The sequence below is a fragment of the Roseovarius sp. MMSF_3350 genome, from assembly GCF_030733425.1.
In the GTDB taxonomy this organism is placed as follows: Bacteria; Pseudomonadota; Alphaproteobacteria; order Rhodobacterales; family Rhodobacteraceae; genus Roseovarius.
Genome location: NZ_JASHIZ010000004.1, coordinates 110,312 through 127,147, shown reverse-complemented (window position 1 = coordinate 127,147; position 16,836 = coordinate 110,312). Strand labels below are relative to the sequence as shown.

Genomic DNA, 16,836 nt, shown 5'->3' with positions numbered 1-16,836 from the left:
GACCGGAATGGCGCGCGAGCGAGCAGACAGTTTCATATCAAGGTTTTTGTTTCGTGGTTCCAAGGAACGCGAGCAAGAGGCTGTGGACGTCGATGTTGAGCCAACGCCCTCGGCCGAAAGCGCCACCGACCATAAACTGGTCTGGGCGACTAATGGGGAACGATCTGTCCGAGAACTCGTTGAGCGCAATCTGAACGGACCAAACGCTCTCGTCGTGACCGGATATCAGGACTTTTTGTCCGCGATGTCGATCATCCTTCGTGTTCGGCCCAGCATTGTATCTGAGCCCCCTGAAACGATCCGGATCATATTTGGAACGAATACCGACAACCAAGGCCGCCTCGAAGGAAGCGGACGCGGGCTCTCGGAAGAGGCCCGGGACTATTTCCTTGAAACGCGAGGGCTTTCGCTACGCTCACTCGACGAGTTGCGGGCTGTCCTTGCTTACGATGCGATCGCATCGGGAGCGATCTCGCTTCGTATCTTCGATAGTGATTTAGCTCGGGAGCGGTTCGGGCGCACCCACGCGATGCTTCACGCGAAGCTCTTCATCAGTGACGCAGGCGCGCTCGCCGGCAGCGCCAACTTCTCGGTCGGCGGCCTTAGACGCAACCTCGAGTACGTCGACGATCTTCAAGCTTTCCCCGATCTTGCCACATCGCGTCTTGCGGTCGCTGAAGACTTCTGGACGCTTGGCACCGACTGGACCGAACAGGCTCTTGAGATCTTGCGTGCCCTTCTGCGACCCGTGAGCGCCGAAGAAGCTCTCGCCCGAACGGTTCACGAAATGACATCCTTTTCGCCCTGGCGTGTTAGCGGTGACGGCGCCGCTGGGCGACCGCCGCTGCCGTTTCAGACCGATCTCGTCTACGAAGCCTCGGGGACAGCCTACGAACACGGGTTTGCATTTGTCGAAGCACCGACAGGTGCAGGAAAGACCGACATCGGAAAGCACTTGGCGACTGTCTTGCCGACGATGCACTCGAGCGTCGTTCTCAGACATGGGAATGAACGTCCTGACCAAACGCGCAATGGCGCGCTCGGCATCATTCCGGCCAGCGTCTTTCGCAATTGGGACAAGAGCAAGCCAGCAAACCTCAATCTCATCAAGCACAGCCATCTTTCACGCAGCAAAGGCGAAGAGGCCGAGGAACTTGAGGAGATCAACCGAGGCGTCCGATCTTCCGCTTCCATGATCGTGGACGAGAGTCATCGATTGAACTCCCGCTATCTCGCCCCGTCGAGACGTTCCCTCGTCTTCGAACAAAGCCCTGCGATCTGGACTTCGTGCCTGTCAGCGACCCTGATGGGGAACCAGGGCCTAGATGGATTGCTCGCCTTTCATGAACGACGCGCCTCGATCTATGTGCCCCCCGAAATCACAGCGAGGATCAACGACAACCTCAAGCGAGGACGCGAGAGAGCATCAGAGTTGAATGCTCTCCGCACTCTTAAGCAGAACTTCGAGGATCGTCAGCGGTCTGGCATGGAAGACATGTTCCTGTCCGAAGCAGACCTCGCCCAACCAATCGAAGACGCAGAAGAACGACTTGCGGGCAAGCGGCTCGATCCGCGCGAAATCCAAGCCGACATGGCGGATGCATTGGCACCCTATGTGGTTCGGCGTCAGCGCCATTGCGTCGGAGAGTCCAAGAAACGCGGACCAGACATCTACGCGTACCCTGAGATCGAAAGCATCCGGATAGACGCTGAACTCACGCCCGCACAATCGGCCATCCTCGACGAAATCAGAAGACTGGCTGAGAGCATCTCGACAGGTACAACCCTTGTATCTGCCGACCCAAAACGAGCAGGTCATACGGAAGTCCGCTTTCATGACAAGGCGCGGATCCACATTCGGAACTTTCTGGCGATCTTGAGGTCGTCAATCACCTTCGCCCGGGAAGATTGGGAACGCAGGCGGGCCGCAGATGCAGATGCGCGCGGCCGCACGTCGATTGGCGAGAGCCTTAGGCGCTCAGAACGTGAAAGCCGCGGTGGGAAGACCGCAACGATCACTATTACACCGAAGAGCGGCGAGCTCCCTCTCGACAAACGCTCGACGACGCCGATTTGCGACCGTATCGGTGAATTGCTGCAGAGCCCGGAACTTGATGCGATCGATGAGCAGCGCGCCGAACATATGGCGGAGATGCTGAATCAGCATCGGCAAGTGATTTTCCTTTCTGAACGGATTGGCGTTCTGGAGGTCTACGCGCGCCTTCTGTCTTCCCGCAAGGGCCCAAAACCCGATGTGATCCTTGTGGCTGCCAATCACAAACTGGGACCTGGTACCGGCATTACCGTCGCTCGAAATGGTGCAGAAGCCCAAGAATACTTGGCTCTCGACGGCAAGAAGACGTCCGACGACAGTCGCCGAGCCATGTTCATGACCTTTCAAATGGCGGAAGGCATCAACCTCCAGCGCGCACGCGCCCTGGGCATCGTCGGCGTTACTTCGGACATCAAGAGCATGCTCCAGGGCCTGGGGCGAATCGACCGCATCGACAGCCCGCATTCCAAGATCACTTACACCACCTTCGATCTGCCTGGGCTCGTCCTGTCGTCTGACAAAAAAGGCCGTGATCGCATCGAGTCTATCGCTCTGCTTTCGGGGGTCGGTGCTTCAGATCTCGCAGACGAGTATCTGGAATTCTCTGCCGGCGATCTGACAGACCTGATCCTGGAGCAGCACAAGAAACCGCGGCCGCTTCGCCGAAACAACCTCTACGATCTGGTTGAAGACATGCGGCGCAAGCTGCCAGACGATCTCCTCCAGTCTATGGAGCGCATTAAGCCTCAAAGCCTTTGGGGCGCTGAGCTGTGTCTTCTCGCCGGCAAGACACCGATGACAATCATTGCCCTAGGTGGGCGATCGCCCTCGTTGGTCGAGGCGTCCTATTTGCCACCCCGGCTGTTGGCGGTCCGCGAGACAGGCGATCGACAAGAAATCATCCGGGATCAGCCAGAAGTGACGCGGCTGCTGCGCGAGGCCTATGGCGAGACCGTTAAGGCCGGAAAACACCAGGACCGACCGACAGAAACCGAGCTCAGTTCCGTGATCGAGGGCCTTCAGCCGACTTTGGAAGGTCTGGCACACTGGGATATTCGTCCCGAGCGCACGGTGTCACTTCTAGAGTCTTTGGACAGGTTTCTCTCGTCCGGCCCTTCCAAGAACCAAGGCTACAACCGGCTCGGGCATTTGACGCTCCCGTCGCTTGAAAAGCTAGCGGAGACCTGGGCCCAGGAACTCGACCCCTATTGGATTGAAGCCAAGAAAGACGTTAGCCAGCGCAGCGAAAAGGAACGAGAGATCCCGGATTATCTGGGGATTGATGCGATTTATGGTTTCTTTGAGCAGCAGCCATCGGAGACGCTCTCGGAAGTCCGCGCCCGAATGGAAGATTTGCTGGGGGCTGCAGAAAAGGCATCGCGAAATGCAAATACACAAATTCTGGACAGGATTGCTGTGATTTTTCAGGTGAAGCAATGACACCTTATGGGTTGGCTTAATCGCCTTCGCTATCAGCTTCCAAAACTGCCCTTAGATCGAATAGATGTGCCTTCGTGAAATAGATCTCGAAGTCAGTCTTCGCGAGCCTCACAGGCACGAATTGGGACTCGCTCGCCGCGATGAGTTCTCGCAGGGCCTCTTTAGAGCCATTCGCATACTGGAACATTGCTGAATGGTTTGGACACAGCGCCAGAAAATTCTCGCGGTGTCGCTGCGGCAGCTCTTTGATTATCTCCACCCTCTCAAAGTAAGGTGCTCCGTTGTCGAGGGTGAACGGGAGCGCAGTCTGACAAATCTGACAACACATGACACCTTCGTCATTCGTATACTGGTTTGTTAGGTACGCTCCGGCTTCCTCCTTAACTTCCTCAAGGTTCTTAGGGACGGAGCGCATTCTCTTCTCGCTTTCTCTAGCCTCAGCGTTCTTCGCTCCCTCCTTAACCTTCTGACGCCTCCTGTCTGGGTTACGTGGCTCTCGATCAGGCAAATCGTATGAAGCCTGCTGGATCTTAAGCGCTTCTACCTTGCGGCGAAGATCCTCTTTGGTAAGGCCTTCCGTGAGCTGTCGCGCCAGGTCCATTTCTTCTGAATCCTCGAAGCCATACTGTTGCGCGATCTGGTTGCGCTTTATGGTCTCTTCACTTTCCGCCGCACGGCGTGCCTCGTTCTCGGCCTCTTCTTCGCCAAACCTGATTTCTGCGAGCCATTCCCAACCAGCATCAAACTTGAAGCCCGCAGGAAGGTTGGCGGCCGAAACCTGGGACGGCTTTAGAAACCTATCATTTTCAACGGGAACCCAAGCCACGTCGCGAAGCAGCACGGCTAATTGGGATGGAGCGGTTCGTTCGCCATAACTAGCATTTGGTCGGAAACGTGCCTTGTGCCACTTCGTGGCAGAAGAAGAGATTGTGCGCCAAATTGCATAAGATAAAGCGGTAGAAGGTTTCTTTAAAAGCAGGTTGAGCGATGGGATATTCCAATCCTCATCTCTCTTATACTCAGTCCAACGGGCGCTGTAATTTACCAGCCCAGTAGCGGGATTATTAGTGCAAGTCGTTTTGGAGATTGGCAAGGTCACCGATGCACCAAGACTTTTGGCAAGCTTGACGACCATTTTTGCATTGCCAAGATCGATATATCTTGGCGAAAGCGCAACTTTCGTTTTGTTTTTAAGCTTGCGATAGTATGAGTTGAGCCCCGTTAATTGATAAGGCTTATCAATATATATTCTTCGTGGCTCCATCCAATCTTCAGATGAGGTTTGAAAAATCCTGAACCCTGAGAATCTTTCGCCATCCGTAGGATTCTTGGACAAATATTCCCAAAACCTGTTGAGGTCGGTTGTGTGCGTCAAGTCATCAACTTCTATTGGCTCCCCACTGTACCGCAACTTCAAAATATGAGTGATTTCCTCCGCTTCTCCGACATCTGACACTCCAACAGCTTCAAGGAACTTCCTCGCCTTGTTCTGCTGCGGCTTACTCTTGCCGGAAGAGTAAGTGGCTATGTCAACAATCGGCACACCAAGCCGCTGCGCTTCCTGACTTGGAAAAAAACAATGAGCAGGCGAAGCTAATTTGCCGCTTGAAAGCCTCAAGATCCGCCAACGCTCCGGCCGCTCAGAATCAAATTCATCATCATAGTCATCAACAAGATTACTAATCAAAAATGCGTAGAAGGATTGAAACCACTCCGCCGGTTTCGCGCTTATCCACTCGATAAACTCGCCATTCGGCTCACGCTCCCGGTCTGCCCGCCAATAGTAAGTCTCTACTTCAGACGAGGCTTCCTCCAGTTCATTGGCGAAGTCCTCTATCGACCAAGATGTCACGGCAAGATCATTAAGAAATCGATCGCTCGGGCTGTTTCTTTGTGGTGCTGATCTTACCCAAGCAACCTCCCCAAGCTCTTGCTCGCGAAACCAGAAGTTGAGATCCTGCTCGTCCAACAGGCCCTTTAGCGCAGCCGCTGACTGGATCAGGCTCTTTGCGGGTTTATGCCCGCCTGAATGGCACGGAACAAGGCCTTCTTCATTCATCTCCGCAACGATTCGCTCCCTAATTCTCTGATATCTCTCAGGAATTTCGTCCGTGGAATTCGGAAACACCGCGAGCGACTGTACATTCAAAAGCCCTAACTTCTTCAACTCATGAAGAGCATTTGCACAAAGCTCGGCGATCTGGTCAAACAGCGGCTGATTAGCAGGAGTATCCTTGATGCTGGCCCGGCTAAGTTCTGGGACAAATGGCGCGTGAAGATGGAAGCGCAGGTTAGAGGTCTCTTTCTCTGCTGGAAAAAAGACGGCCACCTGACCTTTCATCGGTACAAGTCTAAGCTGTTCTTGTATTGAAACATGCCGATCGAACGACCTGACGTCAGGAAGGAACTCCATCGCGAAGGCGACGGCCACTTTGAGTTGGCTCCTTTGCTCGGGTCCCTTCACCGGTTTCGTGAAGCGTAAGTAGTGCGAACTTGCTGTGGTTTTTCCGTTGGTCTCCTTCAATACTTCGATATGATTTTCCGTGTGGGGAACCCTTAGGACCGCACCCACTTCACCATCGTCGATCTTCCATGAGATGGACTGCAGATGATTTAAAAATAGCAAAGTCGACTCAGCGAGCTCTCGCAGGCCACTCTCCACTTCTTTATAGGCTTGTTTTGCTGGCTTCTTGGCGTTGTTAAACGGAAATTCGAAGAGTGTATTCCCATTAAGATCTTCGCGGTCGCCCAAAAGAGAGGGCAAAACCAACTCATCGATCTGGAAAGAGTAAGTGGACGACCAAATTCGTGGCGATTCTGTGTATGCAAACACAGCCTTGAAGCCAACGCCAAACCGCCCAATGCTTTCGTCATCGTCAAATTTTGTGCCTTCACCAACGTCGGTGATCCCAAGAATATCATTCTCAGTGAAGGGACGACCATTATGCTCAAATGTTAGGCAGTCTCGTTTGAGAACAAAGCTGGCATCGGTTGCGTGAGTGTCTTCGGCATTCTGCAGCAGCTCATAAATGAAATGTGCGCTGTCTGGATACAGTTCCTCAACGATGCGCCTGATTCCCGTGTGTTTTTTTAACACTCGTGCGAGATCAACACGTTCGGAACGCACACCGTCGATTACGTCTATCTTGTCGGAAGCTTCAAAATTTGCAGCACTCTTCGATATCGACATGGTACTACTCTGCGACCACGATTACTGTACCAAATAGGACCGGTGCAGTCCGAATGTCCCCAGTGTTTCCGGCATCACGCAACTCAGCTACGCGCCGATCAAAGTCGGCATTCGCGCGGGCTAGCTCGCTCTGTTTCATCACGCGGATCTTTTCATTCGTCGCCTTCGATAGCTGGTCTTCTAGGGTTCGAACGCGCGCACGATGGCTGACTGTCAGGCTTTGAACGCGGTGCTCCGCAAGCTCCTGATTTTGTGCGATGTGGTTGGCTTGTGCCGCAACCCACTTCGCATGGTGGAGCCCGTCCAGATCATCAAATCCACCTTCATTATCTGGATGCAGCTCGCTTGGTTCAACAGCCTTGCGCAGCAACTTCATCAGCGCAACTTCGACAGTCGGATCATCAGCGACAGCAACCAGCTCTTCATCGGGCTTGATGCCGTATTTGCTCCAACGATAGAGTGCAAACCTGTACTCCCCAGGAGGCAAGCCATCACTTACCTGTATATTACAGTGCATCGGTTCATTTGTTTCGAGGAAGCGCGCCGCCTGTCGAACCAGCGGATGCAGGACAGTGAGGTGAACAGCTTTTGGTTCGTCGGATGCCGTCTCTTGGTCGAACGTCACAGCAAGGCTCGGAGTACCACCTTTGAGCCACTTCTCCCACGACCTAGAAACCGCATCCGCGCTCCTCTTCAATGTCTTGAAGTCGCCAAGCAAGACATTTCGCGCCTCCTGGCTTAGTCGGAGCGTCTTCAATGGCTTTTCACCGAGAAGATGTTCCGCGTCCGATCCGGTTCTTGCCTTGAGGTAAAGTGCGACACAACGCTGGATAGCGGAAGCAGAAAGCCACTCGCTCTCTGCATCTTCGATGTCTTCGCGCCATGATGCTTTGGGCAAGTTCAATCCAAAAAGCTCGGACTCCTTCTCTTCGAGTTCTTGCTCTTCGCGAACTCGCCGGATGCCATTATCCGCAAGTTGTTGAAATCGGCTGGCGCGCTCTTCGTCGGAAAGAGTGAAGCTCTCAGCGATATCGTGAATTTCTTGGGTGATTTGGCCAAGGATCTCTTCACTACCACCAACCGCATGCTGGAAGACACCGATCCGCATCAGGCACCGCTGATAGATATCGGCATCAACTGTGCCTGGTGTCACAAGGTTTACAATGCTGACGGTTTCACTTTTCTGACCGTAGCGATCTATACGACCGATGCGCTGTTCAATGCGCATCGGATTCCATGGCAGATCGTAGTTCACGAGGAAATCACAGAACTGGAAGTCCAAACCTTCACAGCCGACTTCCGAAGAAAGCAAGACATCCAACGCCTCGGGATCACCCTTTGGCAATGAGAACCGCTTGCGCAGGGACGCTCGCTCATCATCAGGTATGTTGCCATGGATCAATCCATAGCGCAGTCCAGCGGCTTCGGTATAACGCGCTAGGTAGGAAAGCGTGTGCCGAAACGTGCTGAAGACAAGCGCCTTATTATTTCTTAGTTCCGACTTGTCCTTCAAGGTTTTAATAAATGCTTCTATCTTCGGGTCTGTGGGATCAAGGTTCTCGGCCCGAGTAATCAACCCTTCGATTTCGGCGCGGATTTCTTCAACGAAGGCCAAGTCTACTTCGTCTTCGCTATCGGCTGACTCGATAAGTTCAAGTTGATCCAGTTTCCTGTTTAGGATGTCCGAGAGCAACGGCGCGAGACCATACAGGCAACTGGCGGCCTGTCTTCGGATCGTGGTCATCATGAACTTGACGTTTTGCTGACCATGACAGCGCGCGAGGATGCGTGCGATCACGCTTAACAAATTGTCGTGGAGCTCTCTCTGGTCGTCAGTGAATTCCACCGTCAGGGTCTGCGGTTTCCGGGTAGTAAACTCTCCTATGTCGCGACGACGCGTCCGGTTTATGACAGAGCTAAACGTGTACAGTTCTTCCAGTGTCCGCGTCAGGACCACGCGATCAGCATCGGGAAGCTCTGCTTCACGAAGCTTATCAAAAGCTTCCTGGAAGGACGGACCTTCACGCAGGAAAAGGCGTCCCCACTCTGTTTGGGTTGCTTTCTGTAGTTGGTCTGCGGCCTCCTCTTGCCAGTCCGGTCCCTTTTCACGGCATAGCCTGACTGCTTCATTGATATAACGGTTCGGTTCCGCCATCTGCTCGAAGCTGGCGTGGTCGATTATGAGGTCGGGACGAAGAACATTCAGCAACGTGAACAGGTCATTGCTGCCAAGTTGGACAGGTGTAGCTGTCATCAGAAGTACGGCGCGCGCGTTATCGCAGAAGTACCTTACACCTTGGTGAAGGAAAGTCTCCGAGTTGCGGATGTGGTGCGCTTCATCAACAATGACGAGATCGAATGAGGGTGCGGGATCAAGTGCCAGCAAGCCTCGATTCTTGCGCTTCTTCATCTCGCCCGGTCCGAAGACAAGATTAGAGTCGAACATCGAGAATGGCAGGATAGCTTTCTCGTATTGCTCGGGCCACTCGCCATCCAAGTCAGTCTCGCGCAGACATTGGCGAAGGAGAGGTCCGTCGAGATGTGTAAACGTCTCATCAAACCGTTTCATCTCCGCCTGCCATTTCCGTTCAGCGACCAGCGCCTTCGGGCAAATGACAAGCACGGAAGAGATGTCCATCCGAGCGCGTAGTTCTTTCAGCACCAGACCGGCTTCGATCGTCTTACCAACACCGACCTCGTCGGCGACAAGCAGCCTGGGCCGGTCAGATCGAATGAGCTTCAACACCGGCCGGTACTGATAGGGAACAAAGTTGACGCGGCCAGAGCGAAGCGAGAATAGGTTGGAAGTCGACGGTGAAAGCAGATGCAATGCCGTTAGACGCGCCTGCAACTCATTTATGGAAACTGGCGATCGTTCCGAGCCCCCAATGGCGACCGCCTGCAGCTGGCTCTCATAATAGGTTGCCTTCGTCCCGTCCTGAAACACGGAGTACCGGACCTCTGGACCACCGGTGATGACCTCAAGCACAGGGAGATGAACGCTCTTGTCGGAACGTAGGGCGACAACATCGCCTGACTTGAACAAGTGGCTAGGTGCCGGAACCGAGGCATCAGGACTATTGGTTGGAGATGCCACCACGCCGGCAGAAACCGCGTTCTTCCGCGCGGCCATCTCGGCGAGAGCGGTTTCTTTCGCTATTCGCACGGCCTCGATCGAAGATCGGTCCGCGCTAATCAGGCCAAGAAGACGTTCCAGAGTATCGGCGTCACGATAAACTTCGCTCGCTGGTGTTCCTTCGGCGGCCATATGCGCCCACTTGTTTCTGACCGTCTGAAGTTCTTTTACCCAGTTCCTTGCTTCTCGAGGGAAGGCGAGACTGTTTGAAATGTCATACCAGTTTTGATCAAGAACACGTAGTAATGCGGCAAGATCGAGTTCGCGCAATGAAGAGATTCTTTTCTCATCAACGATCCTTTGCTGATGGAAGCTTAATCGGTCGACAACATTATCTTCCCACCACTTGTCAGATAGATTTGGCAAATTAGCTTGCAGAAATTTTGCAAGATCAGACGCCGCCATTCTAAGTTCGTCATGCATTCTAAATATCACCCTCTAAAAAGCATGAAAAACATAGAAATTTCTGAATTACAGCTAAGTATTTTTGGACAGCAGAACTTAAATCTTGAATTGACCGAGAAATCAAATTCCGACCCGTTTTGCATGTTTCCCCAAGACTTTCTCTGAATTCGCCCGCTTATGGACGTAGTTTGTCGTATCGAAGTAGTTCTTAATCCTGGAGCATTGAAACTGATCCTGGCCTCGAAAGGATGTTTCGAGCGGTTTCGGCCCTCCTCACTTCAAGCTCGCCCGATACATAGCAACTCGTAGGTTCTTATGCCACGGTCGCGATGTCTCAGAATGTTGTCAAAGCTAAATGGGCGCCCTTCAAGCGTGGTAGGCCGCTGGAGATCGATCTCACCATATCCGCCCCTGCCATCTACCTCGATCGGCAATGTAGACGCGGCCCGAGACACAAGACACAACGGGACGCCTCCGCGGAACATACCACACCTCTGATTGTGAAGCGTTTGTTGGTTCAGAACGGCAACGGTGTCGGACTGATAGTGCGTCCACTGACAACTCCTGTGACAAAAACAACACCACGCCGACGATGTGCCTCAATATCAGCCCGACTCTCACGAAACTTGGCAGGATCCCATGTATCAGTCAGGAGAACCACAACCCGTGTCTTGCCGAAACAGTCGATCAAGTGCCGCCGTACTTGGCGCATGATGCTTAGATAGCCCTCTCTGCTTGCACCACTGCCGCTGGCGGTTGCCAGAAGCGTGTTGTGACATGCCCCCTTTTTGCCTGCCGAAGGTATAACATTGATATTGTCGAATGGAGGCATGCCGCCCCAGTCACCTATCACGTCCGAGAGATCGCCAAATGGCACATCAGTCAAAATACGCTCAAGGTTCTCTAGAATGCGCCTTAATTCAGAAATATCGTTGTCGGTCACATCCGACCCCGCCATCTGATCCAGAAACCCGTCTACGTCGATCTTGTACATTTCATCTCCTGGGATTCTCGTTGTTGAGAGCAGAGTTTCATGAAAATTTCGGGTTCGCTCATTGGTGACTGGCATGGAGTGCAGCACATAGTTGTTTGTAAGATACGCCCGCATTCTGTCAGCCAGTTCTAATCTTTGCGAGCGATCGAGCGTTTCCAATTGTCGACGCAGGATGTTTTCCCAAGGTGAACCTGAAAGCACCTCAATGCTCAATGGCACGACTGAGGCGTCCTCAGTTCCCTTGAGAAAGTCCAAGTACCTCCGAGTTTCACAAAGCATATCGGCCAAGCTATCGACGTTCGATGATGCTTCTGAAACTGTCGAAAGGCCTGGCAACGATTGAACAGCCAAGGCGGCTAGCATTTGCTGCCCAAGCTCGCCCAGTTTTTGAACTTCGCTTTGAAGTGCATACTGAGCCAAGTCGCTGCCAAACTGGTCCCGCCTCTCTGGGTACAAAGCTGACAGCACTTCAATCAGGTTCTTCATTTGCCCAGAAGCCAAGAAGTACCTGCGAAGTGCGTAACCTCTGGAAAGGCCGGGAACCCGCTCTTTGGCCCCACCACCTTCACCCGCATCGAGAGCGGGTTGTTCGAGTATTTCGGCCGGGTCTGAGCTGGAGTCGATTGACAATAAGGCCTCAAACGCTACCGGCGTCCATAGCTTCAGCTCATCCAAGCATGCGCGATATTTTTTTGACGGTGGTAGCATTGCGAGCCTACATCTTCTTGTTCAGGCGATTGATTTCTGATGCCAGGAGCATTTTGTTTCTTAGCGTTAGTGCATCGGAGCCATCAGCGCCTTGTATTTTCGTCTTTGAGATCATGTTCTGATCGCGATCATCTTCGAGCTTTTCGAGATACCGCATCACCTGATCCAATTCGGACTTCTGCAGATCAGCTGATGAATGCGGCTTTCCATAGTGAACGTGGAAACACGACCGAAAATATCTTGGACTCGCAGACTCAAGATCGGCGATAGTCTTGAGGCTTCGCCCGTCCAAGCGGTAATGCCTGGCCGGATAAAATCCACCGTCCTGACGATTGGCCTCCTGCGCGTCATATCGAATATAGGCTTTCTTAAAAGCCTCATCGGAGGCTTTCTCATAGTCCTGCTGAGACACTAGTACCGTAAAGCCCAAGACCTCTTGGAAGCATGTCGGCGAATCTACACAGTGCTTCTTGTGATGGTCCTTGAGGCTCCAGTGCCGCCAAATCGGAGTGATTGGTGTAGTCATTGTATGACCTCCTGTTTGACGTCAGGTTCGTCCGCCAAGGAAAAGGTAATTTCACTTGCGCGCTCAAGGTACCTGCAGAACGCATTCGCCAACTGCATCTGCCGCGGGGTCCGACATTCCGCCTCGAAGGCTCTTGGCGACGCGACCAAGACCGCAACACACTTCGCCCGCGAGATTGCAACGTTGAAGCGGTTTGCACTGTATAGGAACTCCATGCCCCGCGGTGCGTCAGCATGGCTCGATGTTGCCATCGAGTAGATCGCTATGGGTGCCTCCTGGCCTTGGAACTTGTCGACAGTCCCGACGCGCGCGCCTGGAAGACGTTGCTGAATCTCAAATACCTGCGCGTTGTAGGGAGCGATGATCAGGATGTCCTCGAGCGTTAGAGGCCTCTCCTGGCCCTCGCGATCAATCCATGTCGGCTGACCGGACAAGACCGCTTCAACAAGTCCGGCAACGGCATCAGCCTCCTCAATCGAGGAGCTTTGATTGCCTGAATGCTCAACTGGGAGAAACCTCAGACCCGTTCCGGTAAGGGACCCGCGACCGCGGATTTCCTGCAGCTCGCATCCATCTACAGAGTGCAGCTTGTCATCATAGAAAAGCTCAGAATTGAACTGGCAGATATCGGGATGCAGGCGCCAGGTTTCTTCCAGGAAAAGGCCCTTGTCTTCGGCAATCGTATGTGACCCGGCGAGGACATGCTCGAGCGCGGAGACGCCTGTGCCGTCGGGATGCGTACCCTGCATGGGCTGGTCCAGCTGCTGTGGATCTCCCAGCAGGATCAGAGCCTTCGCGCTCTGAGCAACTGCCAAGACATTGGCCAATGACATCTGCGCGGCTTCGTCGATTACAAGCACATCGAGCACTTCATGTGCGTCAGCGCGTGACCAAAGGAAGTGCGTCGCGCCTGCGACCTGCGCCGATCCTGAGCCCAGCGTGGCATAAACCCCCGAATTGTCTGACACGAACTTCAACCGGCCCTGATCAGGTTCCATCTCGCCGGACTTCGGTTTCTGAACGCAGCAGAGATCGACTTTCATCTCCGGGACGGCTTCGACGACCTTGTCGAGCAGGTTGCGGATCACCTTGTGACTGTTGGCCGTGATCCCGACCTTCTTTCCACGCTTGACGAGTTCGCAGATCATGCGGGCGCCCGTGTACGACTTTCCCGTTCCCGGAGGCCCCTGGATCGGGAAGACGCCTTCACCAAGCTCGCGAGCGACGCGAAGCGCAGCGTCCAGGGTCGTTTCGCCCGGCTGCCGGATCGGTCCATCGCCAAGTTGCGGTTTGAGACGCAGCAAGAGTGCCCGGGCGCTCTGATATGGCCCATCTCCTTCGATGCCATGATCAGCGACATACTCCCCAAGCCGTATCAGGCTGTCGGCCTGTTCCTTCGTATTGAACATCTGATGCGCGAAGACGCCCTCGGGATGTATGTCGGCCGTCTTCCCCATCTTCTTGATGTCGACTGTCCGGTCATCCGCAGAAACCGCGATCACGCTGCCGATTTTGTCGCCGCCATTCATCCGCAATGCTTCGTCACCACGAAGATCCGTGTCCTGCTGTGGAAAAGCATACCGGTGAACCGGCGTCCGTGCGCCTGGAGGCGAGACGTCCCCGACAAACGTCAGCTGCGACAGCGCGGCGTGCTCATCGAAGAGTTCTTCTGGAGTCAGCGCGGAGAGACGAAAGTATTCCCACCAGGCTGCCTTGTCCTCACGACGATGCCAGTCGAGAATATTCGCGAGGATCCAGCGGGCGTGCTGTTCGTCGCTTCGTTCAGCGATATCTACGGGCACGTCAGCCGTGAGGCGCTCGATCAGGGCATGCGCTGCTTCCTGACGTTCTGTCAGCGCTTCGCTTGGTTCCTGGTCAGTTGGCAAGGGACGCGGAACATCCGTGCCGGCATCGACAAGCTCCTCGCGGCGATCTTCAAGCCAGTCGCGCAGCGCAATGGTCGAGGTGCAATCCTCGTAGTTGTAGGACTGTACGGTCGCGCGCACCTCGCCGTCGATGGCATCGATATCGCCCAGTTCGAGTCCGGCTTGCAGACGCGCAAGCGCGACATTGGCATCTGGCAGACTGGTGTCCCGCTCAAAGCCATAGATCGGCTCCAACTTCTTGATCGAGTAGCTTTCGACCCCAGCGCGCATCCCATTGCGCACGACACTGTAAAGATCGACCAGAAGATTGCTGCGCAGGAAATCGTCGATTTCACCTTCGCGGGTCGCGTATCGGCCCATCAGCCGTTTCAGCGCCCCTGGCTCGTAAGGCGCGTAGTGGTAAACGTGCAGGTCCGGATGCTGTTCTCTGCGCGCATTCACGAAGTCTACGAAGCGCTCGAAGATCGCCTTCTCGCCTTCCCGGTCAAACGCCCAGTCTGCCGTATAGGTCCAGGCGCCACTTTCATCGCGATAGATATAGCCGAAGAGATACTCGAGGCCGTGCTCACCAACGAACGCATCGCTTTCGATGTCGAAGAAGATGTCTCCTTCGGACGGTTCAGGCAGCAGGCACAGGCCGATATCTTCGACGATTGGCAGGAGCTCGTACCGGACTTTCCCGGCTTCGCGAGACTCCATCTGAATGCGGGCCTGCTCGCGTGCCCTCTCGTAGGAGAGCGGTGACCCCTTCTTCGGCTTCCAGGGCATGGGCGTCGGCATTGCCGCGAGCGCTGCCGCGGTCGTGATTCCATTATCCTGAAGCTCTGACGTCTGGTTCTTGCTGATCCCGGCGACCAGACAGAGATGGTCATCTGCGCGGCGCCGTGCGTCGCACTGGGTCCGCCACCTGCAGATGTCGCAGTGCTCCTTCGGCTCAGGATACTGACCGCCCGGCGCTCCGTCGGAAGTCGCCGCTTCCGCGGCAGTCTTGGCCTTCCGGAAATACGCGGCGTAGTCCGCATATCGAAACTCTTGCGGTTCGAAGTCGGACCAGGGCACCACGACGTAGACATACTCGGGCGCGATCCCCTGCACCTGTTCCAACAGGTCAGCGTAGAGACAAAGCTGAAGCACCGAGCCAGCTTTGGTCTCACGGGCAAGTTTCGTATCGATGATCTCGTAGGACCAGGGCCCGAGAGTGCTGGGTTTCTCGACCCGCCGCAGGATGTCGGCCCGCCCGGCCCACCTGTCATGTGCAAGCGCCGCCTGGACGATGATCTGAGCGCCGGACATCATCGCAGCTCGGGTCTCGTCGACGGCCGCTGGCGTAATGTCGACCCCGTCGATCCGGACAGATGTCAGGCCCTGAGCCTCAAGGTACTCGATGAAGGCCTTTTCGTGTTGGTCACCCCGCTCGCGCAAAACCTCGAGAAGCGGGTCCCAGTGCTTTGGTTTCGCAATCGCTCCTTCGACGACCTGAAGATCCAGCTCCGTCAGATGGGCGCAGTTCAGATGGCCGACGAGGTCAGATGCGCTCAGGGTGATCTGCTCGACATGCTTTTTCATGGCTGTGCCTCCCAGAGACGCTCCGAGAAGCGGTTCAGGGCTGTGACCTTGTGCGTCGGGACATTGGCTTCCCGGCCGTAGATTTCGGCCCGGAGCCAGTCGATCTCCGCCGCAGGATCAGAAGTGATCGTCCACCAAATCTTGCCGAGTGGAAGTTCTGCCGGCCGCCAGCGGTACCCGCGCTCCTTCAGCTTCAGGCGTTCGTCGTAAGGGGCATCGACCGCCCGGATGAGGTATTCGTACTGCAGAGCCGCATCGCGGACGGCAGACATGATGCGCTGGCCCGACTGAGGCAACTCTTGCGAAAGCAATGCGAGGCAGGCCTCGCAATCTGCGAGCGCCCGGTGACCGTCGTAGAACCAACCGAACTGGATGCCGAGGTAATCCAGTTTGCCGGCAGTGAACCCTTCGCGCAGCCAGTCGACGCTCGTAAGCGTGCAACCCCAGGGTTTCTCGGCAAAGAACGGCCAGTGCTTCTCGACTATGACCCGATCGAAGCTGGCATTATGCGCAATGATCAGATCGGCATCAGCAACCAGTGCCTCAACCGCTGACGCATCGATCGTCCGTCCCGCGACCGCTTCAGCGGTCAGACCGGTGACCAGACTGGCTTCGTCCGAGATCGGAACACCAGGCTCACGAAGTCCATCGAAAGCCAAGTCGTGGGCGATCTCTAGGACCCGGCGAGTGTCGAGCTCGTAGGTGCATGGAAGCATAGCGAGTTGGATGACCTCGTCGCCCTCGAGCGAAAGGCCGGTGGTCTCGACATCCAGAACGAGGGCATGCTTCACCGGGCCGCCGCGTGGATTGTTCAGGCGACGTGACAGAGACAGCCGGCGAAGGAGCCGCCAATCATCCGCATGAGCTTGCGCCCCGCTCTGAATGACGTGCTCTGCACCGATCGCAAAGAGACTGTGATCGTTCATCGCGCC

7 protein-coding genes are annotated in these 16,836 nt (G+C 54.9%); 1 reads left to right on the top strand and 6 read right to left on the bottom strand.

The window, feature by feature from the left end; all coding sequences use genetic code 11:
- Positions 1-7 precede the first annotated feature (7 nt).
- Complete coding sequence (locus tag RBB31_RS06050) at positions 8-3,493, top strand: phospholipase D family protein (RefSeq protein WP_306128368.1); 3,486 nt, start codon at positions 8-10, stop codon at positions 3,491-3,493.
- 16 nt (positions 3,494-3,509) lie between these two features.
- On the opposite strand, the gene RBB31_RS06045 is transcribed toward RBB31_RS06050, so the two are convergent.
- From RBB31_RS06045 to RBB31_RS06020, 6 genes are all read right to left on the bottom strand, one after another.
- Positions 3,510-6,683, bottom strand: a complete 3,174-nt coding sequence (locus tag RBB31_RS06045) for a sacsin N-terminal ATP-binding-like domain-containing protein (protein ID WP_306128367.1) — start codon at positions 6,681-6,683, stop codon at positions 3,510-3,512.
- A gap of 4 nt (positions 6,684-6,687) precedes the next feature.
- Entirely contained in the window at positions 6,688-10,242 is a 3,555-nt protein-coding gene (locus tag RBB31_RS06040; RefSeq protein WP_306128366.1) for a DEAD/DEAH box helicase, read from the bottom strand.
- Positions 10,243-10,741: 499 nt separating this feature from the next.
- Complete coding sequence (locus RBB31_RS06035; protein WP_306128365.1) at positions 10,742-11,893, bottom strand: hypothetical protein; 1,152 nt, start codon at positions 11,891-11,893, stop codon at positions 10,742-10,744.
- A gap of 40 nt (positions 11,894-11,933) precedes the next feature.
- On the bottom strand, positions 11,934-12,452 hold the full coding sequence (locus RBB31_RS06030) for a hypothetical protein (protein WP_306128364.1): 519 nt from the start codon (positions 12,450-12,452) through the stop codon (positions 11,934-11,936).
- Positions 12,449-15,904 (bottom strand): TM0106 family RecB-like putative nuclease, encoded by a 3,456-nt coding sequence (locus RBB31_RS06025; protein WP_306128363.1) that lies wholly within the window; start codon positions 15,902-15,904, stop codon positions 12,449-12,451. The genes RBB31_RS06030 and RBB31_RS06025 overlap by 4 nt, the downstream gene beginning before the upstream one ends.
- Positions 15,901-16,830, bottom strand: coding sequence for a 3'-5' exonuclease (locus RBB31_RS06020; RefSeq protein WP_306128362.1), 930 nt, complete (start codon positions 16,828-16,830; stop codon positions 15,901-15,903). Before RBB31_RS06020 ends, RBB31_RS06025 begins: the two co-directional genes overlap by 4 nt.
- Positions 16,831-16,836 lie beyond the last annotated feature (6 nt).